Source organism: Aquihabitans sp. G128 (genome assembly GCF_019048865.1).
Taxonomy (GTDB): domain Bacteria; phylum Actinomycetota; class Acidimicrobiia; order Acidimicrobiales; family Iamiaceae; genus Aquihabitans.
This window is the reverse complement of the sequence record NZ_CP077604.1, coordinates 137,913-160,996: the sequence shown is the minus strand read 5'-3', so window position 1 is coordinate 160,996 and position 23,084 is coordinate 137,913. Positions and strand designations below refer to the sequence as shown.

Annotated in this window: 19 protein-coding genes and 1 pseudogene; 12 read left to right on the top strand and 8 right to left on the bottom strand. The window is 72.1% G+C overall.

The window, feature by feature from the left end; translation table 11 throughout:
• Position 1: 1 nt before the first annotated feature.
• The 3 genes from KSP35_RS00740 to KSP35_RS00730 all read left to right on the top strand — a co-directional run bounded on the left by KSP35_RS00740 (position 2) and on the right by KSP35_RS00730 (position 2,595).
• Positions 2–1,438, top strand: coding sequence for an alpha/beta hydrolase (locus KSP35_RS00740; protein ID WP_216998346.1), 1,437 nt, complete (start codon positions 2–4; stop codon positions 1,436–1,438).
• A gap of 118 nt (positions 1,439–1,556) precedes the next feature.
• Positions 1,557–2,060, top strand: coding sequence for a hypothetical protein (locus tag KSP35_RS00735; RefSeq protein ID WP_216998345.1), 504 nt, complete (start codon positions 1,557–1,559; stop codon positions 2,058–2,060).
• A gap of 31 nt (positions 2,061–2,091) precedes the next feature.
• Entirely contained in the window at positions 2,092–2,595 is a 504-nt protein-coding gene (locus KSP35_RS00730) for a hypothetical protein (protein ID WP_216998344.1), read from the top strand.
• A 119-nt stretch (positions 2,596–2,714) separates the two neighbouring features.
• Here KSP35_RS00730 and KSP35_RS00725 read toward each other — a convergent pair whose 3' ends face one another.
• Complete coding sequence (locus KSP35_RS00725) at positions 2,715–3,455, bottom strand: hypothetical protein (RefSeq protein ID WP_216998343.1); 741 nt, start codon at positions 3,453–3,455, stop codon at positions 2,715–2,717.
• Between the two features lie 72 nt (positions 3,456–3,527).
• On the opposite strand from KSP35_RS00725, the gene scpA reads away from it, so the two are divergent.
• Entirely contained in the window at positions 3,528–5,672 is a 2,145-nt protein-coding gene (gene scpA, locus KSP35_RS00720) for a methylmalonyl-CoA mutase (RefSeq protein ID WP_216998342.1), read from the top strand.
• Positions 5,673–5,695: 23 nt separating this feature from the next.
• Here the strand turns inward: scpA and KSP35_RS00715 are convergent, their stop codons facing one another.
• The gene (locus KSP35_RS00715; protein ID WP_216998341.1) at positions 5,696–6,793 is read right to left on the bottom strand and encodes a potassium channel family protein; all 1,098 of its coding nucleotides are present in this window, start codon (positions 6,791–6,793) and stop codon (positions 5,696–5,698) included.
• A gap of 54 nt (positions 6,794–6,847) precedes the next feature.
• Here KSP35_RS00715 and meaB point away from each other — a divergent pair, with 54 nt between their 5' ends.
• Positions 6,848–7,831 (top strand): methylmalonyl Co-A mutase-associated GTPase MeaB, encoded by a 984-nt coding sequence (meaB, locus tag KSP35_RS00710; RefSeq protein WP_216998340.1) that lies wholly within the window; start codon positions 6,848–6,850, stop codon positions 7,829–7,831.
• Here meaB and KSP35_RS00705 read toward each other — a convergent pair.
• Complete coding sequence (locus KSP35_RS00705) at positions 7,818–9,680, bottom strand: diguanylate cyclase domain-containing protein (protein ID WP_216998339.1); 1,863 nt, start codon at positions 9,678–9,680, stop codon at positions 7,818–7,820. The two genes, meaB and KSP35_RS00705, sit on opposite strands and share 14 nt — an antisense overlap.
• A gap of 272 nt (positions 9,681–9,952) precedes the next feature.
• Between KSP35_RS00705 and KSP35_RS00700 the strand changes: the two genes are divergently transcribed.
• The 7 genes and pseudogenes from KSP35_RS00700 to KSP35_RS00670 all read left to right on the top strand — a co-directional run bounded on the left by KSP35_RS00700 (position 9,953) and on the right by KSP35_RS00670 (position 16,599).
• Positions 9,953–11,134, top strand: a complete 1,182-nt coding sequence (locus KSP35_RS00700; RefSeq protein ID WP_216998338.1) for an acyl-CoA dehydrogenase family protein — start codon at positions 9,953–9,955, stop codon at positions 11,132–11,134.
• A 25-nt stretch (positions 11,135–11,159) separates the two neighbouring features.
• Positions 11,160–12,285 (top strand): annotated as a pseudogene (locus KSP35_RS25395) (acyl-CoA dehydrogenase family protein).
• Between the two features lie 207 nt (positions 12,286–12,492).
• The gene (locus KSP35_RS00690) at positions 12,493–14,247 is read left to right on the top strand and encodes an acyl-CoA dehydrogenase family protein (protein ID WP_216998337.1); all 1,755 of its coding nucleotides are present in this window, start codon (positions 12,493–12,495) and stop codon (positions 14,245–14,247) included.
• A 14-nt stretch (positions 14,248–14,261) separates the two neighbouring features.
• Entirely contained in the window at positions 14,262–15,134 is an 873-nt protein-coding gene (locus KSP35_RS00685) for a hypothetical protein (RefSeq protein WP_216998336.1), read from the top strand.
• Positions 15,135–15,151: 17 nt separating this feature from the next.
• A complete protein-coding gene (locus KSP35_RS00680; RefSeq protein WP_216998335.1) occupies positions 15,152–15,592 on the top strand; it encodes a YdeI/OmpD-associated family protein in 441 nt (146 codons plus the stop codon).
• Between the two features lie 109 nt (positions 15,593–15,701).
• The gene (locus tag KSP35_RS00675; protein ID WP_216998334.1) at positions 15,702–16,280 is read left to right on the top strand and encodes a TIGR03086 family metal-binding protein; all 579 of its coding nucleotides are present in this window, start codon (positions 15,702–15,704) and stop codon (positions 16,278–16,280) included.
• 88 nt (positions 16,281–16,368) lie between these two features.
• A complete protein-coding gene (locus KSP35_RS00670) occupies positions 16,369–16,599 on the top strand; it encodes an HNH endonuclease signature motif containing protein (RefSeq protein ID WP_216998333.1) in 231 nt (76 codons plus the stop codon).
• Positions 16,600–16,613: 14 nt separating this feature from the next.
• Here the strand turns inward: KSP35_RS00670 and KSP35_RS00665 are convergent, their stop codons facing one another.
• From KSP35_RS00665 to KSP35_RS00645, 5 genes are read right to left on the bottom strand one after another with little or no spacing between them, the layout of a single operon-like run.
• Positions 16,614–18,044 (bottom strand): MDR family MFS transporter, encoded by a 1,431-nt coding sequence (locus KSP35_RS00665; protein WP_216998332.1) that lies wholly within the window; start codon positions 18,042–18,044, stop codon positions 16,614–16,616.
• Positions 18,045–18,058: 14 nt separating this feature from the next.
• The gene (locus KSP35_RS00660) at positions 18,059–19,018 is read right to left on the bottom strand and encodes an enoyl-CoA hydratase-related protein (protein WP_254126916.1); all 960 of its coding nucleotides are present in this window, start codon (positions 19,016–19,018) and stop codon (positions 18,059–18,061) included.
• Positions 19,015–20,262 carry an amidohydrolase family protein gene (locus KSP35_RS00655; protein ID WP_216998331.1) on the bottom strand — a complete coding sequence of 416 codons (1,248 nt, stop codon included), beginning with the start codon at positions 20,260–20,262 and terminating at the stop codon, positions 19,015–19,017. Before KSP35_RS00655 ends, KSP35_RS00660 begins: the two co-directional genes overlap by 4 nt.
• A 4-nt stretch (positions 20,263–20,266) precedes the next feature.
• A complete protein-coding gene (locus tag KSP35_RS00650; RefSeq protein ID WP_216998330.1) occupies positions 20,267–21,403 on the bottom strand; it encodes a nitronate monooxygenase in 1,137 nt (378 codons plus the stop codon).
• The gene (locus KSP35_RS00645) at positions 21,400–23,058 is read right to left on the bottom strand and encodes an acyl-CoA synthetase (protein WP_216998329.1); all 1,659 of its coding nucleotides are present in this window, start codon (positions 23,056–23,058) and stop codon (positions 21,400–21,402) included. The genes KSP35_RS00650 and KSP35_RS00645 overlap by 4 nt, the downstream gene beginning before the upstream one ends.
• Positions 23,059–23,084 lie beyond the last annotated feature (26 nt).

Below are 23,084 nucleotides of genomic sequence, written 5' to 3'. Positions count from 1 at the left end.
GGTGACCGACCTCATCCGCGCCCAGCCCCTGGTGCTCGCGGCCTACACCCACACCGCCACCACCGCCATCGACGCGGTGGATGACGACGTGACGACCTATGCCTCGGCGTGGTCCGCCTTCGCCGGATCCACGTTCTCGCCCTCCCTGTCGGTGCCGAGCGACAAGGCCCCGCTGGTGCGGGCCCTGCTCGACCGGCTCACGGCGCTCGACCGTGAGCCCGGCCTGCTGGCCCAGGCCCTCCGGGACCTCGACGCCGACGGCGACGGCGCACTGACCGAGGCCGACGGCATCGACGCCGCCTACCTCCAGCTGCGGATCCGCAACCAGGTCCTCGACCCGGCGGCGCTGACCGCCAACGACCAGTTCCTCCGGGACGCCGCCGGCACGCTCGTCACCGTCGTGCGCGACGGGAGCGACGGCAACACCCGCGTGCTCAAGTTGAACGTCGACGACCACTTCGAGCTGCTCGAGACGCTCACGCCGGCCCAGCTGCAGGCGATCCTCGAGCTCTACGGGCTGACCGGCGTGGACGGGCCGCTGCACATCGTCGCCCACGGCCTCTCCACCGACACCGCCGGCATCACCAGCGCCGCGAACAACGTGGCCGACCAGTACGACAACCAGGGCATCGACGGGGCGACCGTCCTGGCCATCGACTGGGACGCCGGCGAGGGGCTGCTCGACTGGGACCAGGCCCACCAGAGCGCCAAGGACACCGGCGACCACCTCGCCCCGCTGTTCACCGCCATCGCGGCGTCCAACCCCGACGCCACCGTCGCCATCACCGCGCACAGCCTCGGCAACCACGTCATGCTCCGTGCGCTGAGCCAGATGGACGACCCCATCGAGCCGGGCACGGAGCCCTTCACCGTCGACTACACCGGCGTCCAGCCCGCCATCCCCGACGATGCCTACGCGAGCGACCCCGACCACTACGGCGCCCTGGTCAGCGGCCGCATCCGCCACCTCACCCTCACCCTGAACACCATGGACACCGCCCTCATGGGCTACGAGGCACAAGAGCCGACCGAGGCATTGGGCGACGAGGCCGCCGACGCGCCCGAGATCCAGACCCTCCTGGCACGCCGCGAGGCCCTCGGGCTGACCACCGACATCGTGGCCCACGACAGCGCCGACGGCCTCGGCCACCTGGGCATCGATCCCGGCGGCTCACCGTTGGTGACGTCGCTGGTCGACGAGCAGCTGGATCGCATCAGCACGGGTCGACCCAGCCCCCAGACCCAGGTGCGCGAGGACGTCCAGGCGCTGGTGCCGGGGCGCGTCGGGATCGACGAGGTCTTCGGCGCCCCCGAGATGCAGGACTACCTGCGCGACTGCCAGCACCGCGGCGTCGACCCGGACCCCGCCGAGGTGGCGCGCATCCGGCGCGAGCTGGTGATGGACGAGGTCGAGGAGTACTCCGACTACGGCGACTGATCGCCTGCCCACCTGCCGTTGGGGTCCCTGCCCCAAAGACTTTTGGGGCCACCGTCCGTACGTTGGCTCCAGGCACCCGCCACCGTCCCCGCACCGGGGTTGAAGGAAGGAAGAACCCATGAGCCAAGGGACCGTCGGAGCATCGACCTCCAGCCTCAGCGAGGTCACCAACGTGGCCACGAACACGGCGACGCTGACCGGGGAGACCCGGACGCTCGCCAGCCAGCAGGGCCAGAAGGTCCAGACCGAGATCACCGAGGCGGCCGAAGCGTTCTCGAAGGAGTTCGACAACATCGGCACCGAGATGCAGAACCAGATCACGGCCACCAACAACAACGTGCAGGCCCTCGCCGCCACCGGCATGAGCCCCAGCGAGGCCAAGGCCGCCGCCGCCGACTTCACCCAGCAGCTCGGCCACGTGCAGACCAACGCCCAGAAGGCCATCGCCGAGTTCAAGACCAGCACCACCACCCGGGCCCAGGCGATCAACGACGCCATCGGCCAGAAGCTCGGCGTGATCCTCACCAACTTCGAGACCGACGTGACCTCCTTCGGCACCGCGGTCACCTCGTTCAGCCACGGCCTCCAGGAGGCCGACTCCACCTCCATCAAGTACTCGTGACCACCCCCCACCAGATCGCAAGGAGCACACCATGAGCGAAGGCATGATCAGCGCCAACCTGGCCGGGGTCCTCGAGTCCCGGTCCCACGCCGACCAGGCGAGCACCGCCACCACCGACGGCGGCTCGAAGGCCACCACCGCCGCCGATGCCACCCAGCAGCAGCTGACCGACATCAGCACCACGCTGCGCACCGGCTTCACCCAGAACATCGAGGCCCTCCAGGCCCAGTTCACCAACTTCCGGTCGACGGTGAACTCGTCGAACTGGGACGGCAACGCCAAGAACCGGGCCAACGGCATCGTCGACCACTACGAGTCGCTGCTGCGCACCGTCGCCGGCGAAGCCACCACCGCGGTGACCGAGTTCGCCACCCAGACGAACAAGGAGGCCCAGAACCTCCGGGACGGCATCGGCACCGAGTACAAGGGCATCACCGACAAGTTCGCCGACCGCTACAAGTCGCTCGGCACGGCGCTGCAGAACTACCACGACAACCTCGACAACCTCGACAACGCCGCCATGCACTCGGCCTGATCGGGCGGGCTCCCTCCACCCCCGATCCGCCTCGGCCCGGCCGGTGCTGCTCGCTCCCCCCGGAGCAGCGCCCGCCGGGCCGAGCCGCGCCCGGGCTCGGCGGTGACGGCGCGGGGGCGTCAGCTCGGCAGGTCGCTGGCGGTCACCAGGCGGGTGCCGACGGCGTGCTCCACGAGGCGCCAGCGCCGGTTCAGGGCCTCGTCGCCGCGACCGCCCTGCAGGCCCCGCACGCCGGCCTTGGTGAGGCGGATGCAGAGGTAGTCGAGCTTGCGGTTGAACTTCGGCTGGGTCCAGCCCAACGAGCGGGCCGCCTCGCGGTTGGTGGGCAAGCTCTCGGCGCGGGCCGAGACGTCCCGCAGGACCGGTTCGGCGAGGGCCACGAGCAGCTGGCGCTCCTCGTCGGTGAGCACGATCCGGCCGTAGCCCAGCGTGGCGGCGCCCTCCTCGGCCGCGGCCGCCGCCTCGGGCGGAGCGGCCACCGAGACCCGCAGCTCGACCTCGTAGCGGGCGCCGGCCACGCCGAAGCCCAACGTCATGACCTCGACGCTCAGCGGCGCCACCGACGGCGGCGCCCCCTCGGCCCGGGCGGGCAGGGTGACCGAGGTGCCGTCGGCGCCGAGCAGCGAGAGCTCGATCTGCGCGCCGAGGTTCTCCACCCACCAGAGCCCGTCGTGGAACACCAGCCGGCCGAGGATGCGGTGCAGGTACCGGTTCCCCTCGTCGACGACCAGGTCGGCGGCCCGCCCGAACGTGAGGTCCTGGCCGGGCGTGAGCTCGCGGACATCGTCCAGGAAGTCGACGGTGAGGAGGTGCGGATCCATGACCTCGGGGGGCGGGTCGGCGACAGGGCTGCCCATCATGCCCGTTTCGTCCGGAGGGATGCGCCCACCCATTGGGGACCCGTTCCTGACGACCCGTAAGATCGGCGACCGATGGCTGACGACGCGACCGCAGGTACCGAGCCCACGCTCGACGACTGGAAGGCCCTCGCGGCCAAGGACCTGAGGGGCCGCGAGCCCGACGCCCTCACCCGGACCCGACCCGAGGGCATCGACGTCAAGCCGCTCTACACCGCGGCCGACACCGAGGGCCTCGCCACCGACACCCTGCCGGGCTTCGCCCCGTTCACCCGGGGCGTGCGGGCCACCATGTACGCCAACCGGCCGTGGACCATCCGCCAGTACGCCGGCTTCTCCACCGCCGAGGAGTCCAACGCCTTCTACCGCCGCAACCTGGCCGCCGGCCAGCAGGGCGTGTCGGTGGCCTTCGACCTCGCCACCCACCGCGGCTACGACTCCGACCACCCCCGCGTGGTGGGCGACGTCGGCAAGGCGGGCGTGGCCATCGACTCCGTCGAGGACATGAAGATCCTCTTCGACGGGATCCCGCTCGAGAAGATGTCGGTGTCCATGACCATGAACGGCGCCGTGCTGCCGGTGCTGGCCTCCTTCGTGGTGGCCGGCGAGGAGCAGGGCGTGAGCCAGGACCAGCTCGCCGGGACCATCCAGAACGACATCCTCAAGGAGTTCATGGTCCGCAACACCTACATCTATCCGCCCGAGCCCTCCATGCGGATCGTGGCCGACATCATCCAGTACACGTCGGACCACATGCCGAAGTGGAACTCGATCTCGATCTCCGGCTACCACATGCAGGAGGCGGGGGCGACGGCCGAGCAGGAGCTGGCCTTCACCATCGCCGACGGGCTCGAGTACGTGCGGACCGCCATCGCCCGGGGCATGGACGTCGACGCCTTCGCCGGCCGACTGAGCTTCTTCTTCGCCATCGGCATGGACTTCTTCATGGAGGTCGCCAAGCTGCGGGCCGCCCGCATCCTGTGGCACCGGGTCATGAGCGAGTTCGAGCCGAAGAACCCGAAGTCGCTCATGCTGCGCACGCACTGCCAGACCTCGGGCGTGTCGCTCACCGCGCTCGACCCGTACAACAACGTGATCCGCACCACGATCGAGGCGCTGGCCGCCGTGCTGGGCGGCACGCAGTCGCTGCACACCAACGCCTTCGACGAGGCGCTCGGCCTGCCGACGGACTTCTCGGCCCGCATCGCCCGCAACACCCAGCTGGTGATCCAGGAGGAGACCGGCGTCCCCCACGTCATCGACCCGCTGGGCGGCAGCTACTACGTCGAGGCCCTCACCAACGACCTGGTCGAGAAGGCCCAGGCGCTCATCGACGAGGTCGAGGAGCTGGGCGGCATGACCAAGGCCGTCGAGTCCGGCATGCCCAAGCTCCGCATCGAGGAGTCCGCCGCCGGCCGCCAGTCCCGCATCGACCGCGGCGAGGACGTCGTGGTGGGCGTCAACAAGTACAAGGTCGAGAACCCCGAGCTCGTCGACGTGCTCGACATCGACAACGCCTCGGTGCTGGCCCAGCAGATCGCCAAGCTGGAGCGCATCCGCGCCGAGCGCGACGACGCCGCGGTCACCGCTGCGCTGGCCGCCCTCACCGAGGGTGCCCGGGGCGACGGCAACCTGCTGGCGCTGTGCATCGACGCCGCCCGGGCCCGGGCCACGGTCGGCGAGATGAGCGACGCCATGGAGGAGGTCTTCGGCCGCCACGCCGCCGAGGTCCGCACCGGCCTCGGCACCTACGGCCGCGAGTACGCCGACGACGAGCGCTTCCAGGACCTCTCGTCGGCCATCGAGGCCTTCGCCGAGGGCGAGGGCCGCCGGCCCCGCATGCTCGTGGTGAAGATGGGCCAGGACGGCCACGACCGCGGCGCCAAGGTCATCGCCACCGGCTTCGCCGACCTCGGCTTCGACGTCGACGTCGGCGTCCTGTTCCAGACGCCGGCCGAGGCCGCCGCCGACGCCGTCGACAACGACGTGCACGTCATCGGCGTGTCGAGCCAGGCCGCCGGCCACAAGACCCTGGTCCCCCAGCTCATCGAGGAGCTGAAGGCCAAGGGCGCCGAGGACATCCTGGTGGTCGTCGGCGGCGTCATCCCGCCGCAGGACTACGACTTCCTGCGCCAGATCGGCGTCGCCGCCATCTTCGGCCCCGGCACCAACATCGTCGACGCCGCCACCGAGGTCCTCGCCCTGCTCGCCAAGCGCTGAGCCGACGGCCGGCGGCCGCCCGCTCAGGCGTCGTCGTCGCGCTCGAAGATGGTGGTGAAGTCGGCCTCGGCGAGGTGGTCCGCGGCGGTGACGCCCCAGAAGCCCCGCGGGGCGAACAGGGCGTCGATGAACGCCTCCATGTACGGGTGGAACTCGCTGCGCATGGCGCGCAGCCGCCCGTAGCTGTCGTCGAAGCTGCGCATCGGCAGCCCGGTGGTGGCCATCACCGAGTAGCCCACCGACCACCAGCGGGTGGCCATCGGCGGGTCCTCCACCGGCTCGATCCCGACGCGCGTGGCGAGGCCCGACACCAGCCGCACCGCCTGGCGCTGCAGGCGGATGGCCGGTCCGTGGTCCTGGCCCGGCACGGTGGCGGCGAAGGCGATGGCGGCGTCGGTGACCACGCCGAGGCCGGTGATCCACGAGTGGCCCCGGTGCTTCGAGCGGAACCAGAGCAGCATGGGCAGGGAGGTGTGCGAGTCGTAGACCTCGGTGCACCAGTCGGCCCACTCGTCGAACATGGCGTTGAGCGCCGTGAGGTCGTCGTCGGGGCCGAGGTAGCTGCGCACCAGCGACACCGGCGTGATGCGGGCGTCGGTGAGGTCGTCGAGCTTGAGCAGCTGGCGCTCGCGGGCCGAGTAGGCCTGGGTGAGGGTGGGGAGGAAGCCGATCACCAGCCCGAGCGTGCCCAGGCCGCTGAAGCCCTCGACCACGGTGAGGAAGCGCATGCCGCCGGTGGACGGGAGGATGTCGCCGAACCCGATCGAGAAGTAGACGACGCCGGAGTAGTAGAAGGCGTCGGCGATGCCGCGCAGCGGGGAGCCGAAGCTGTCCCGGAACCCCCACCACACCAGCCCCCAGCCGAACATCTCGATGATCGTCCAGGTGGCGAGCAGGCCCAGGAAGCTGAGCGGGCCGAACCGCGACAGCCAGCGCTCGCGACGGGCCTCGTTGCGGACCCGCAGGACCACCCGCCGGACCACGAACCACAGCGACTCGTAGTACCAGGCGGTGAACGGCAGCCGGTTGCGCTGCAGGCTGGTGGCCAGCAGCGTCTCGAACGAGTCGGCCAGCATCCACGCCACCAGGGCCAGGCCCACCACGATCGCCACCACGTCCATGGCGCAGGAGTCTTGCCCGCCGGAGGAGGGCCCCGGCCCAACTACCTTGGCCGGGTGCCCGGGACCGACGTGCAGGAGCTGATCGACGCCGTCGGGGTGGGTGACCGTCGGGCCCTCGCCCGGGCCATCACGCTGGTCGAGAGCACCCGCCGGGACCATCGGGCCGAGGCGGCCCAGCTGCTCGACGGCGTGCTGGCCCGCACCGGCGGCGCGGTGCGGGTGGGCATCAGCGGCCCCCCGGGCGTGGGCAAGAGCACCTTCATCGAGGCCCTCGGCGCCCACCTCACCGGGGCCGGCCACCGGCTGGCGGTGCTGGCGGTCGATCCGTCGAGCAGCCGTACGGGCGGTTCGATCCTCGGCGACAAGACCCGCATGGAGACCCTCGCCCGCGATGCCCACGCGTTCATCCGCCCCTCCCCGTCCGGCGGTGAGCTGGGCGGCGTCGCCCGCCGCACCCGCGAGGCCATGCTCCTGTGCGAGGCCGCCGGGTTCGACGTGGTGCTGGTGGAGACGGTGGGCGTCGGCCAGTCGGAGCTGGCGGTGGCCGACCTCGTCGACCTGTTCGTGCTGCTCGCCTCGCCGAGCGGCGGCGACGACCTCCAGGGCATCAAGCGCGGGATCATGGAGCTGGCCGACCTGGTGGTCGTGACCAAGGCCGACGGCGACCTCGCCAACGCCGCCCGCCACGCGGCGGCCGACCTGCAGCGCGCCATCCACCTGCTGCGCCCGAAGTACGACGGGCTGGCCACCGAGACGCTGCTGGTGTCGTCGCCCAAGGGCGAGGGCATCGCCGAGGTCTGGGCCCGGGTCACCTCCGCCCACGAGCACCTGGCGGCCACGGGGCAGCTGGACCGACTGCGGGCCGGCCAGGCGCGGGCGTGGCTCTGGGACGAGCTGCGCGCCGGGCTCACCGAGCGCTTCCGGGAGGACCCGGCGGTCACCCCCGAGCTGGCCTCGCTCGAGGCCGCGGTGGCCACCGGCGAGGTGGCGCCCACCGCCGCGGCCCAGCAGCTGCTGGACCGCTTCACGCGCCCCTGACGGCTCCCAGCAGCACGCCGGTCCGGGCTTCGGTGCCGACGCCGGCGAAGGTGCCCTCGGGAGCGGTGAGCTCGAGGTAGGTCACGAGGCTGTCGCGCAGGCGCTCGAGGGTGCCCACCTGCTCGACGGTCAGCGTGCGCGGCGTGCGGTCGAGCACGCAGAGCGACCCGATCGCCGCCTCGCCGCCCACCGTGATCGGTGCCCCGGCGTAGTACCGGATGCCTTCCTCTGCGGTGACGAGGGGGTTCTCCCGGAACCGATCGTCCTCGGTGGCGTCGGGGACCACGAAGGTCTCGGTGGCGTCGAGGATCGCGTGGGCGCAGAACGCCTCCGAGCGCGGCGTCTCGAGCACGTCGAGCCCGACGCTGGCCTTGAACCACTGCCGGTCGGCGTCGATCAGGCTCACCGCCGCCATCGGGGTCCCGCACACCTGGGCGGCGAGTTGCACGATCGTGTCGACGAAGGGGTCGGCGTCGCTGTCGAGCAGGCCGAGGCGCCGCAGCACGGACAGGCGGACCGACTCGTTCGGGTCCACGGGACCGTTGTCGAGGGTCGCCGGTCGCCGGGCCTCGTGGTGGGCCCGCTTCACCTCGTACATGGCCAGGTCGGCTTGGTGCAGCAGCGTCGCGGCATCCCCGCCGACGGCCGAGACCACACCGGTCGAGACGCCACACGCGAGGGGCAGCTCCCCCACCAGCATCGGGGCATCGATCGCCTCGCCGATGCGCTGCGCCGTGGCGATCGCCCGCTGGGCATCGAGCCCCGGGCAGAGCACCACGAACTCGTCGCCGCCGAGGCGGCCCACGACGTCGGTGGTCCGCACCGCGTCGACCAGCCGCTCCGAGACCACCTTCAGCACCTCGTCGCCCACGTGGTGACCGTGCTCGTCGTTGATGGCCTTGAAGCCGTCGAGGTCGAGGAACAGGACCGCCGTCGGCTGGCCGGGCGGGGCCTCGCGCAGCTGGGCGTCGAGCTCGTCGAGCAGGCCGGCCCGGTTGAGCACCTGGGTCAGCGCGTCGTGGGTGGCCTCGTAGGCGAGCCGGTCGTGCTCGCGTCGATCGGCCCGCCGGGCGGCGCGCTCGGCCCGACGCTCGGCCGTGACGTCGATGCCCGTGGCCACGACGCCCGTGGGCTGGCCATCGGCATCGAAGAGCACGGCGTTGTTCCAGGCCATGAGGTGGCGGCGCCCGCTGCGGTGGGTCCAGTGGTTCTCGTGGACGGTGGGGACGTCGGCGACGGCCATCGGACCGGGGGCGAGGATGCGCTCCTCGATCGGCACGAAGCGCGACACGTGTTCTCCGGCGACCTCCGCGGTGGCGAAGCCGGTGAGCCGCTCCGCGGCCCGGTTCATCGAGAGGAGGCGGCCCTCCATGTCGACGTGCACCACGAGCGCCGTGGTGGTGTCCAGGATCGTCTGGGTGAGGCGGTGCTCGACGTCGGCGCGCGCCTCGGCCTCCAGCCGCTCGGTGACGTCGCGCAGCACGATGACCACGCCGCCCACCGTCGGCTCGGCCAGCAGGTTGGTGTTGACCGTCTCGCACCAGATCCAGCGCCCGTCCGCGTGGCGCACGCGCCGCATGACGAGCTCGTTGGCGGGCTCGCCCTGGGCCACCGCGGCGATGCGGGCCACGGCCTCCTCCACCTCGTCCGGGTGCAGGAGGTCCAGGGCGTTGGGGACGATCTCGTCGACCCGGTACCCGAGGACCCGCTCGACGGACGGGTTGGCGTAGGAGACGGCGCCCAGCTCGTCGACGATGACGATGGGGTCGGCCGACCGCTCGACCAGCAGGGCGAACCCCCGGGCGCGCTGGCCACGGCCTCCTGCTTCGCCGCCCGGCCACGGGTCCACACCAGGAACGCCAGCGCACCGGCGAGGGCCAGGCCGACCACGATCCAGATGGCGAGGTGCCCGACCTCGATCAGCACGGCCGAGTCCATGGACCTCCATCGGCAGGCAACAGGCAGCCGTGAGGTCCGGTAGCGCACCAACCTCTTTGGGGCGATCCACGCCGGCGAGAACCCGTTCTCCCAAGAACCTGCGGTTTCCCCAGCACCGGAGGTAGAACGCGTTCTAGTGTGCAGGCGGGCGGCCGCCGGGCCGACCGAAAGGGGACCGGGCCGATGCAGATCGCCTTCACCGAGGAACAGGACCAGCTCCGCAAGGAGCTCCGCCACTACTTCGCCGAGCTCATGACGCCCGAGGTGCAGGAGGAGATGGCCTCCGACAGCGGGGAGTACGGCGGCGGCGAGCTCTACAAGCGGCTGGTGCGCCAGATGGGCCACGACGGCTGGCTCGGCATCGGCTGGCCCACTGAGTACGGCGGCCAGAACCGCTCGATGATCGACCAGCTGATCTTCCTGGACGAGGCCAGCCTGGTGGGCGCCCCCATCCCCTTCCTCACCATCAACACCGTCGGCCCGACCCTGATGCAGTACGGCGACGACCTCCAGCGCAAGAAGTTCCTCCCCTCGATCCTCAAGGGCGAGATGCACTTCTCCATCGGCTACTCCGAGCCGGGCGCCGGCACCGACCTGGCGTCGATCACCACCCGGGCCGAGCGCGACGGCGACGAGTGGGTCATCAACGGCCAGAAGATGTGGACGAGCCTCATCCAGTACGCCGACTACGTCTGGCTGGCGGCCCGCACCGACCCCGACGCCCCGAAGCACAAGGGCATCTCCATGTTCCTGATGTCGACCGACACCCCCGGCTTCTCGTGGTCGCCGGTCCCGACCGTCACCGGCACCACCACCAGCGCCACGTTCTACGACGACGTGCGCATCCCGGCCGCCAACCTGGTGGGCGGCTTGAACAACGGCTGGAAGCTGATCACCAACCAGCTCAACCACGAGCGGGTGGCGCTGTGCTCGGCGGCCGGCGTGCAGAACATGCTGGCCGAGGTCCGCCGCTGGGCCCACGAGCAGCAGCTGCCCGACGGCCGGCGGGTGATCGACCAGGAGTGGGTGCAGGTCCACCTGGCCCGGGTCCACGCCAAGGTCGAGTTCCTCAAGCTCATCAACTGGAAGATCGCCTGGGGCGTGAAGCACGGCCTCGGCCCGCAGGACGCCTCGGCCACCAAGGTCTTCGGCACCGAGTTCACCATCGAGGCGTGCCGCCTCCTGATGGAGGTCCTCGGCCAGGAGGCCACCATCACCCGGGGCTCGCCCGGTTCGATCCTCAAGTCGCGCATCGAGCGCATGCACCGATCGGCGCTGATCCTGACCTTCGGCGGCGGGACCAACGAGGTGCAGCGCGACATCATCGCCATGGTCGGCCTGGGCATGCCCCGGGCGCCCCGGTAGCCGGACGACGCAGGAGACGACGACAGTGGACTTCGCACGCAGCGACGAACAGGACGAGATCGCCGGCCTGGCCCGGCGCATCCTCACCGACAAGGTCACCGAGGACCTCCTCCGGGAGGTCGAGAAGGGCGAGGAGCGCTTCGACCGGGGCGTCTGGACCGCCCTGGCCGACGCCGGCCTCCTCGGCGTGGCCCTGCCCACCGACCACGGCGGCCAGGGCTTCGGCATCCTCGAGCAGTGCATCGTGCTGGAGGAGGTGGGCCGCACGCTGGCCCCGGTGCCGGTGCTGGCCTCGATCGTGGGCGGCGCGCTCCCGATCGCCCGCTTCGGCTCCGCCGAGCAGCAGGCCCGCTGGCTGCCCGGCGCGGTGGACGGCTCGACCATCCTCACCGCCGCCTTCCTGGAACCGGGCAACCGCGTCCCGGAGGCCCCCACCACCACCGCCACGGCCGAGGGCGACGGCTGGCGCCTCACCGGCACCAAGACGTGCGTCCCGGCCGCCACCGTGGCCGACGCCGTCCTCGTCCCCGCCGCGCTCGGCGACGGCCAGGTGGGCCTGTTCGTGGTGGAGACCGGCGCCGCCGGGCTGTCCATCGAGGCCCAGCGGGTCACGAGCCGCGACCTCGAGGGCCTGGTGCAGCTCGACGGCGTGCAGGCGGGCGCCGACGCCCTGCTCGGCTCCCCGGCCGACGGCCACGACGTGCTCGGTTGGACGGTGGAGCAGTCGACCATCGCCCTGTGCGCCCAGGTCTCGGGCATCGTGGCCCGGGCGCTGGAGCTCACCGCGGCGTACACCAAGGAGCGGATCCAGTTCGACCGCCCCATCGCCACCTTCCAGGCCGTGGGCCAGCGGGCCGCCGACGCCTACATCGACGTCGAGGCCACCAAGCTGGTGGTGCTCCAGGCCGCCTGGCGCCTCTCGGAGGGCCTGCCGGCCTCGACCGAGGTGGAGGTGGCCAAGTTCTGGGCGGCCGAGGCCGCCCACCGGGTGGCCCACACCGCGGTCCACCTCCACGGTGGCACGGGGGTCGACGCCGACTACCCGATCCACCGCTACTTCCTCGCCGCCAAGGAGCTCGAAGTTCACGCTCGGCGGCGCCACCGACCAACTCCTCCGGATCGGCGCGACCCTCGCCGCCAGCCCGGAGTAGCACGCTCCCCCCGAGCGCAGGCCGGGCCACCGTCGACAACGGCGTCGATGGTGGCCCGGCCGAACCCCCCTTCCCCGCGGCGTATCGTCGCCCGGGACCGAACAGGAGCAGCCATGGACTTCGACGAGAGCGCTGACGAGGCGGCCTTCCGCAAGGAGGTCCGGGCCTGGTTCGACGTGTACGCCGAAACCCCCCGAGGCCAAGGCCGTGGTCCACCGCCCCGGCGAGGACGACGCCGCCTTCGTGGAGCGGGCCCGTCCCTGGCAGGCGCTGCTGGCCGAGCACCGCTGGGCCGGCATCAGCTGGCCCGAGGAGTTCGGCGGCCGGGGCGGCACGCCCGCCCAGGCGGCCATCTTCACCCAGGAGGCCACCGCCCGGGGCCTGCCCGTCGGCTCGTTCGCCGTCGGCGTCGGCATGGCCGGCCCCACGATCATCGCCCACGGCACCGACGAGCAGAAGGCCCGCTACCTCCCGCCCATGCTGCGCGGCGAAGAGGTCTGGTGCCAGCTCTTCAGCGAGCCCGGCGCCGGCTCCGACCTCGCCGGGCTGGCCTGCCGGGCCGAGCGCGACGGCGACGAGTGGGTGGTCAACGGCCAGAAGGTCTGGACCTCCGGCGCCCACTACAGCGACTTCGGCATCCTGCTCACGCGCACCGACCTCGACGCCCCGAAGCACCGCGGCATCAGCTACTTCCTCGTCGACATGCACCAGCCCGGCATCGAGATCCGGCCCCTGCGCCAGATCACCGGCGCCTCGCACTTCAGCGAGGTGTTCTTCACCGATGCTCGGGTGCCCCACAGCGCTCTGCTCGGCGAGGTGAACGGCGGCTGGAGCGCGGTCATGACCACGCTGGCCAACGAGCGCACCTTCATGGGCGGCCACAGCAGCGGTCCCACCCTCGACGACCTGCTCGCCCTGGCCGGGTCGCTCGGCCGCAACGGCGACCCCCTGGTGCGCCAGGGCCTGGCCGCCGCCTACACCCGCAAGCAGATCATGGGCTACCTGGGCATGCAGGCCCGCACCGCCGCCAGCCAGGGCAAGCCGCCGGGCCCCGGCGTCTCCGCCCTCAAGCTCATGGCCGCCTGGAACATGAAGGGCAACGCCGAGCTGGCGCTGGCCATCGAGGGCCCCGGCGGCATGCTGGCCGACGACGACGCCCCCGAGCACGGTCGCTGGCAGCAGCACTTCCTGTCGGCCCCGTCCATCCGCATCGCCGGCGGCAGCGACGAGATCCAGCGCAACACCCTGGGCGAGCGGGTGCTGGGCCTGCCCCCCGAGGTCCGCGTCGACAAGACCGTCCCGTTCCGAGAGATCCCCCCGTGGCTGAGTCACCGGCGAACGACCTCCGAGAGATCCCTCGTGGCTGACACGCTCCCGGCGGAGGATGCCGAGCTCAGCCCGGAGCAGTTCGAGCGGCGCCGCCGCCTGATCGACGCCGCCTTCGAGCTGGGCGCCGAGGGCGGCTACGACGCGGTCCAGATGCGCGACGTCGCCGCCACCGCCAACGTGGCCCTCGCCACCATCTACCGGAACTTCTCGTCGAAGGACCACCTCCTCGCCGCCGCCATGACCGAGTGGACCGTGCGCCTGCGCGACCGCGTGGCCCAGTCGCCGCCCAAGGGCGACACCGCCGTGGAGCAGATGACCGACGTGCTGCGCCGGGCGTGCCGGGCCATGGGCCGCCAGCCCAAGCTCAGCGCCGCCCTGGTGCGGGCCCTGTCGTCGGCCGACGTCGGCGTGCGCGACAGCGGCGCCGAGGTGCGGGCGTCGATCGCCTCCATGGGCGACCCGATCCTCGCCCACCTCGACCCCGAGGTCCGCGGCGACATCCTCGCCGTGCTCGGCCACGTCTGGTACTCCAGCCTGGTCACCTGGGCCAACGGTCGAGCCCCGTTCGAGAACGTCACCGCCGAGCTGGACCGCGCCTGCCGCGTGCTGATCGGCCCCTACGAGCACCCCTGACCGCGGTCCCCCACGTGACGGACTGGGTCGAGGTCGCCCGGCGCAACGCCCGGTCGGTGCAGACCACCATCGGGTGGATCTTCTGGGACCCGGGCGCCACCCGGCGCTACGTGGCCCTGGGCCTGCCCGAGGCGTTCGCCGAGCCGCTCGGCTACATCGCCTCCCGGTGCGCGCCCCTGGCGGCGGCCGGTCCCCAGGCCGTGATCGCCGCCTTCGGATCGATCAGCCCGGTGGGCATCCAGGCCACCTTCGACCTGGTGGGCGGGCCCGCCCGGTTCGAGGCGTTCCGCACCGCCCGTGACGAGGCCGTCGTCGAGGGGCTGCGCGAGCACGCACCGGCCATCGTCGAGCCGCTCGAAGCGCTCGGCCCCGAGCTCTGGGCCGTGGTCGAGCAGCTCCCCGTGGTCGGCCGGGTGCTCTACGGCGCCCACCTGGCGCTCCCCCGCCCCGCCGACCCGCTCCTGTCCGGCTGGCACGCGGTGAACGCCGTCCGCGAGTGGCGCGGCGACACCCATTGGGCCCTCACCGTGGCCGCCGGCCTCGGCCACGCCGAGTCCTCGATCCTCCACAACGCCTGGCTGGGCTACGAGCCGGACTGGCTGGCCGCCTCCCGCGGGACCTCGGCCGAGGACCTCGCCGCCGGCTGGGCGGCGCTCGAGGCCAGGGGCCTCGCCCGTGACCACGTGGTGCTGGCCTCCGGCACGGCCCTGCGCCAGCGGCTCGAGGACGACACCGACCGCCTCACCACCCGGCCGTGGGAACTGCTCGGCGCCGAGCGCTCCCGGTGGTTCGCCGAGGCGTTCGAGCCGCCCTGCGTCGACCTCCTCCGCCGCGTCGACCTCACCGCCGGGCCGAACTACCAGCCGGCGTCGCGGCAGCGGGGCTGATCGGGCAGGATCTGGCCATGCGGTTCCGGACGACCATCGAGCTGGGCGGCAAGACCGCCACCGGCATCCCGGTGCCCGACGACGTGGTGGCGGCCCTGGGCGGCGGCAAGCGCGCCGCCGTCTCGGTCACCGTCAACGGGTTCACCTACACCAGCACGCTCGGCGTGATGGGCGGGCGGTCGCTCGTCCCGCTCAGCGCCGAGCGCCGCACCGCGGCCGGCGTGGCCGCCGGCGACGAGGTCGAGGTGGACCTGGTGCTCGACGCCGCACCCCGGGAGATCGAGGTGCCCCCCGACCTGGCCGCCGCCCTCGACGCCGACCCTGCCGTGCGCGCCGCCTTCGACGGCCTGGCCCCGAGCCGTCGCAAGGAGTGGGTGCGCTCGGTCACCGAGGCCAAGCAGCCCGAGACGCGCGAACGGCGCATCGCCAAGGCCGTCGAGTCGGTCCGCTCCGCCTGAGCGCCCGCACCCCCGCCTGGCTGCGCCGAACGCCCGCGACGCCGGGCCGATGAGTTCCGGTGCCCGCCGGCGTCTCCCTGGCGAACCGGAACCCGACCGTGGAGCCCACATGACCGTCGACCTGCACCCCACCGCCCGCACCGTGGCCCGCCTGGTGACCGCGATCCCCGATGAAGCCCTGGCCGGGCCCACGCCCTGCCCCGAGTACACCGTCGCCGACCTCCTGGTCCACGTCGGCGGGCTGAGCCAGGCCTTCCGGCTCGCCGCCACCAAGGACAACGACGGCGACGTCCCGCCGGCGCCCGACGGGGCCGACCTCGGCGAGGGCTGGCGCGACCGGATCGGCATGGACCTGCGAGCGGTCGCCCTGGCCTGGGCGGAGCCCGATGCCTGGACCGGCATGACCCGGGCCGGCGGCGTCGACCTGCCCGGTGAGGTCGCCGGGCTCGTGGCCCTCGACGAGCTGGTGGTGCACGGCTGGGACCTGGCCCGCGCCACCGGCCAGCCCTACGAGGTGGACCCCGCCGCCCTCGACGCCATCCAGGCCTTCCTCGCCCCCATGGCCGACGGCGACGGCACCCCCGGCCTCTTCGGCCCGCCCGTCCCCGTCCCCGCCGACGCTCCCCTCCTCGACCGCACCCTCGGCCTCGCCGGCCGCGACCCCGCCTGGTCCCCCACCCGAGCCTGACCGCCGGCGATCGGACCCGTCGTGCCCAACGACGACACTCCGTGGTTCTTGGGTTGCACCTGGATCGAACACCTGTACGATCAGAGGCATGGAAACGCGCACCCGTGCGTTCCCCGGCGCCCTCCGACGCGCCATCGAGGTCCGCGACCGCCACTGCACCCACCCCGGCTGCACCGTGCCCGCCGAACGCTGCGACGTCGACCACATCGTCGAGTGGTCGAGCGGGGGCGACACCACCCAAGCCAACGGCCGCCTCCTCTGCCCCGCCCACAACCGCCAACGTCCCGGCCGCACCAGCCCACCCGCCGACGGTCCCTAGGACCGAGATCGTGGTCAGACCACGGGGTCGACGATGGGGATGGGGTGGGCGTCGGGGTCCTCGGCGAGGTCGGCCTGGAGGCCCTCGCGGAGCGGGCGGTCCGGGAGGCGGAGGGCCACGGCGATCGACAGGACGGCCACGGGCACGGCCGCCAGGAACACCAGCGGCACGGCGTGGGCGAAGGCGGCGGCGTCCTTGCCGTGGCCCACGAGGCCGGCGTTGAGGATGCCGCCGAAGACGGGGATGCCCACGGTGGAGCCGAGCGAGCGGAAGAGCAGCACGGTGGAGGTGGCGGTGCCGAGGTCGGCCACCGGGGCGGCGTTCTGGGCGGCGAGCAGCGACGGCTGCATCACGAACCCGATGCCCACCCCGAGCACGAGCGCCCACAGGGCGACGACCACCACCGCCGAGCCCAGCCCCAGGGTGGCCAGGAGGCCGACGCCGGCGGCCATGAGCACCGAGCCGACGATGGGCCACGAGCGGATGCGGCCGGTGCGCTCCACCGAGCGTCCGGCGGCCAGGGTGCCGATGGCGGCGCCGAACATGAGCGGCATGAGGGTGAAGCCGGCCTGGGTGGGCGTGGCGCCGCGCACCTCCTGCACGAAGAGCGGCACGAAGAAGATGCCGCACCAGATGAGGATGCCGGAGGTGACGTTGACGCCGATGCTGGCCCGGATGACCCGGTCCCGCAGCAGCCGGAGGGGCAGCACCGGCTCCGGCGCGGTGAGCTCGCGGCGGACGAACGCCCAGCCGAGGAGGGGCACGGCCGCCGCCAGGCCCAGGAGCTGCGGCGACGTCCACGCCCAGGTCTCGCCGCCGAGCGTGGCCACCAGGACCAGGCACGAGAGGCTGGCCACCAGCAGGGCCGAGCCGGCCCAGTCGAGGGCGTGCTCGATGCGGGCCCCGGAGCGGGGCAGGCAGACGGCCAGGATGGCGGCGGCCACCGCGCCCACCGGCAGGTTCACGAAGAACGCCCAGCGCCAGCTCAGGTGGTCGACGAAGAGCCCGCCCACCAGCGGACCGGCCACGCTCGAGACGGCGAAGCCCACGCCCTGGTAGCCCATCCACCGCCCCAGCTGGCGGGGCGGGACCACGTCGGCGAGCACGGCCATCGACAGGGTCCCCAGCCCACCGGCGCCCAGCCCCTGGAGGAACCGGGCCACCAGGAGCTGGTCGAGCGTCTGGGCGGCGCCGCACACCAGCGAGGCGCCCAGGAACAAGGCGATGGCGCCGAGCAGCATGCGGCGGCGGCCGTAGAGGTCGCCGAGCTTGCCGTACAGCGGCATCGAGGCCACGCCGGCCAGGGCGTAGGTGGTGATGACCCAGGTGATGCGGGAGAACCCGCCCAGGTCGTCGGTGATGGTGGGGAGCGCGGTGGCGACGATGGTGCCGTCGAGCGCGCCCATGGTCTGGGCCAGCTGCACGCCCACGAAGACGAGCAGCACGGAGTCCCGTCGGGTCAGGTGGCCCCGCCGCCGTTGCCGCCGCCACCGGTCCGGTAGTCGCCGAAGGGGGCGTCGCGCTCCTGCAGGGCCTTGGTCAGCCCCTGCTCGTGGGACTTCTCGATGAAGGCCTCGAAGGTGGCCGCCTTGGTGCCCAGGGCGCACAGCTCGGTGCCCTGGCGGATGGCGGCCCGCATGCCCATGGCGTCCATGGCCCGGTGCACCGTGCGCTTGTTGAGCGACACGATGTCGGTCGGCGTCAGGGCGACCCGCTTGGCCACCGCCAGCACCTCGTCGTCGAGGTCGGCCTCGGGGAAGGCCCGGTTGGCCCAGCCGAGGCGCACGGCCTCGTCGCCGGAGATGGAGTCGCCGGTGACCATCATCTCCATGGCCGCCCGCATGCCGAGCATCCAGGCGTGGAAGTGCATGTCCGGCACCCCGAAGCGCACCGCCGGGTAGCCCATCTTGGCGTCGTGGGCCACGTAGACCAGGTCGCAGCCGGTGGCCAGCTCGCTGCCGCCGGCCAGGCAGTAGCCGTGGACCTGGGCGATCACCGGCTTGGCCAGGTCCCAGATGCCCATCCACGTCTCGGTGACGTGCCGGGGCCACTGGCCCTCGCCCTCGGCGGTGTAGTGGGGCATGTCGACCCCGACGTTGCCGTTGGCCAGCTCGTAGCCGGCGCTGAAGCAGGTGCCGGCACCGCGCACGATCATCACGCGGACGTCGGGGTCCTGGTCGGCCAGCTTGAGGGCGTTGATCAGCTCGGCGCGGAGCTGGTGGCTCAGCGCGTTGCGCTTCTCGGGCCGGTTCAGCGTCAGGCGCCGCACGTGCGGCGCCGGCTCGTCGACGAGCAGCACCTCGGGCTTCGAGCCCAGGGCGGGCACGCTGCCCTCGCTGCTCGAGGCAACCGACGGCACCGTGCCGTAGCCGGAGCGGGCCGGGGGCCCGGTGGTGGGCTGCTCGGTCACGTCGGTCACTTGATGGCCCTCGCGTCCATGTCGCCGGACAGGCGGTCGAGGGACTTGTCGGGCACCTCGTCGATGGGCGTGGCCACCTCGGCCACCGTGGGCCCGACCTTGGCGGCCAGCGGGGCGAGTGCGGCGAGGTCGAAGTCGTAGAGCTTGGCGGCGTTGCCGGCGAGCAGCTGGCGCAGCTCGGCCTCGGGCGTGTCGGAGAAGTTCATCCGGAGGTTCTCCCGCGTGTACGGGTACGTGCCCTCGTCGTGGGGGTAGTCGCTGCCCCACATGAACTTGTCGAGGCCGATCTGGTGGCGGGCCTCGGCGTCGGCCTTGCTGGGCTGGCTCACGCCCATCCACACGTTCTGGTGGAAGTACTCGGTGGCGTCCCGGCTCAGCACGTGCTCGTCGCCGTAGCGGATCTCGCCGGTGGCACCGGTCTCGCGGATGCCCCGGATGGTCTTGTCGAGGCGGGCGAGCAGGGGCGGCACCCAGGCGCAGCCGGCCTCGGTGAGGACCACCTTGAGGCGGGGGAAGCGCTCGAACACGCCGGAGAGGATCAGCTGCACCAGCGGGCGCTCGGTGTAGAAGGGCACCTCGTTGATGTAGAGCAGCATGCTGACCGGGTACGGGCCGTAGTCGGGGTTGCCGGTGCCGCTGTGCACGTTGATCGGCACCTCGAGGTCCTGGAGGACCTCCCAGAGCGGGTCGTAGCAGCGGTCGTAGAGCGGCTTCACCCACTTCACGTCCGGGGCGATGTTGGGCAGCAGGATGCCGCCGCGCAGGCCGTGCTCCTTGATCCACCGCACGTCGGCGATGGCGTCGTCGACGTCGTTGAGGAAGATCTGCCCGACGCCGGCACGGCGCTCGGGGAACTCGCCGCACCAGTCGACCAGCCACCGGTTGTGGGCGTGGACGCCGGCGTGGCGGTGGCGGTACTCCTCGTCGGTGGGCGGCTTGGCGAACAGCACGAAGCTCGGGAAGAAGGGAGGCACGGTGTTCGGGAACACCACCTCGCCGACGATCCCGTCGGCCTCCTGCTGCTCGTTGCGCATCTCGTTGTCCCAGTTGCGCAGGCGGCGGTTGTCGCCCAGGTCCTTGTAGGGGTTCTTGTACTTGCCCCGCCAGGCGTCGAAGTCCTCGACGAACTCGGGGTCGAGGTACTCGCGGTAGGCCTTGTGGCTGCCGCCGGCGTGGCAGTCGGCGGAGATGATCGTGTAGCGGTCGGTGCCGACCGCCGTGGGCTGGTCTTCGGTGAGCGTCATGGGGTCAGACCTCCAGGTCGGCGGATAGGCGTTGGGTGGTGTCGACGTACTCCTCGACCATCTCCTGGATGACCGCCTTGGAGCTGCGCACCTGGTTCATGCGGCTGACGATCTGCCCCACGGGCATGCCGACCAGCTCGCGCGGGGGCTTCGAGCCCATCTTGTTGGCGGCGTAGGAGTTGAGGATGAACTGCAGCGGCATGGGCAGCGTGCCGGGCGACTCCGGGGCCTCCCAGGCATCGGTCCAGGCGGTGCGCAGCTGGCGGGCCGGCTTGCCGGTGTAGGCCCGGGATCGCACGGTGTCGGTGGAGGTGGCGGCCAGGAGCTTCTCGGTCACGGTGGTGGACGAGCCGTTCTCGGCCACGGTGAGCCAGATCGAGCCGGTCCAGACGCCGGCGGCGCCGAGGGCCATGCCGGCCGCCATCTGCCGGCCGGTGCCCACGCCGCCGGCGGCGAGCACGGGCACGGGGGCGATGGCGTCGACCACGTCGGGCACGAGCACCATGGTGGAGACCTCGCCGGTGTGACCGCCGGCCTCGTAGCCCTGGGCGATGATGATGTCGACGCCGAGCTGCACGTCGCGCACGGCCTGCTCCACCCGGCCGATGAGGGCGGCGACCTTCACGCCCTGGGCGTGCGCCTGGTCGATGGCGGCCTTCGGCGGCGGGCCCAGCGCGCTGGCCAGCAGGGCGATGGGGTGCGACAGGGCGATGTCGATCTGGGGCGAGCCGGTGGCGGCGGTCCAGCCCAGCACGCCGGCACCGATGCCGGCCCCGGACTCGAGCTCCTTGCCGCTGGCCTCCAAGTCGACGCCGTGGTCGGTGAGGATCTTGTCGACGTAGTCCCAGTGGTCCTGGGAGATGTGCTTGCGCAGCTCGGCGCCGATGTCGCTGACGTCGTCGATGCCGCGGTCCCGGTCGACGGTCTTGACGGGCATCACCACGTCGACGCCGTAGGGCTTGCCGTTCACGTGCTCGTCGATCCAGGTGAGCTCCATCTCGAGCTCCTCCGGCGAGAAGGCCAGGGCCCCGAGCACGCCCATGCCGCCGGCGTTGGTGACCGCAGCCACCACGTCCCGGCAGTGGGAGAAGGCGAAGATCGGGTACTCGATCCCGAACATCTCGGTGAGCTGGTTGTTCATGCAGGGTCCTTCACGGTGTCGGTGTTCGTGGTCTGGGCGTGGTCGGCCTCGGTCAGGAGGCGGGCGCGCTTGTAGTCGGGCTTGCCGCTGGGCTGGCGGGGCATCTCGCTGACGAGGTGCAGCTCGCGGGGCACCTTGTAGCGGGCGAGCTTGGTCTGGCAGTGGGCGACGAGCTCCTCGAGGGTCGGCTCCTCGCCAGGGCGGGGCTCGACGATGGCGGCCACCTTCTGGCCCCAGCGCTCGTCGTCGACCCCGATGACGAGGGCGTCGAACACCTTGGGGTGGGCCTTGAGCGCCGACTCCACCTCTTCGGGGTAGATCTTCTCGCCGCCGGAGTTGATGCACTGCGAGCCGCGGCCCAGCAGCGTCATGGTGCCGTCGAGCTCCAGGCGGGCGAAGTCGCCGGGGACCGAGTGCCGCTCCCCCTCCACGTCGATGAACGTGGCAGCGGTCTTGGCCGGGTCCTTGTAGTACCCGATGGGCACGTTGCCACCTCGGGCCAAGCGCCCGATCTCGCCGGGCTGCACCGGCTTGTCGTCGATGCCGATGATCTTGGAGTCCGGGCCGAGCGGCACGTTGATGAGGCCGCCGCCGTCGCCCACCGCGGCGCTGGTCTTGCCCTTCTCCACCAGGCGCATGCCGTTGAAGCCGCCCTCGGACGACCCCACCGCCTCGCTGATGAACAGGTTCGGCAGCAGCTCGAAGAGCTGGTCCTTGACCACGGGCGAGAACACCGCGGCGGTGGAGCTGATGGCCACCAGCGACGAGGTGTCGTAGGGCCCGTCGGGCGAGCCCTCCTTGAGGGCGTCGATCAGGGGGCGGGCCATGGCGTCGCCGGTGATGGTGATGACGGCGATGCCGTAGCGGTGCACCGCGTCCCAGACGAGGTGCGGGTCGAAGCGAGGCAGCAGCACGTTGGTGACCCCCTTGAAGAGGCCGCCGAGGGTGCCCCACTGGGCAGCGCCGTGCATGAGCGGCGCCAGCACCAGCCCGTTGGGCGGCACCGCCTCGCCGGCCACGCGGGAGAGCTGGTGCTCGTCGGTGATCCGCTCGCCGGTGACGAAGTCGATGCCGCCGCCGAGGGTGCGCCACACGTCCTCGTGGCGCCACATCACGCCCTTGGGCATGCCGGTGGTGCCGCCGGTGTAGAGGATGTAGAGGTCCCCGGCGTCACGGGGGCCGAAGTCCCGCTCCGGGGAGCCCTCGGCCATGGCGTCCTCGTAGGCCACGGCGCCGTTGGCCACCGGCGCTTCGGTGCCGTCGTCGATCTCGATCAGGTGCCGGAGCTTCGGCAGCTGGTCCTTCACGGCGTGGATCCTGGGCCCGAACGAGGCCTGGTAGACGCACGCCACCACGTCGGCGTTGTCGAAGAGGTAGACCAGCTCGTCCTCGACGTAGCGGTAGTTCACGTTGATCGGGACGGCGCGGAGCTTGTACGCCGCCATCATTGCCTCGACGTACTCGAGGCTGTTGTAGGAGTAGATCGCCACGTGGTCGCGCTCGCCGATGCCCTGGGCAGCGAGGTGGTGGGCCAGCCGGTTGGCCCGGGCATCGAGCTCCCCGAAGGTCACCGTCCGGTCGCCGCAGATCAGCGCGGTCCGGTCAGGCACCACATCGGCGGTGTGCTCGGCGAGGTCGGCCAGGTTGAACGCCATGCCCGAAGTAGAACACGTTCTCGCAG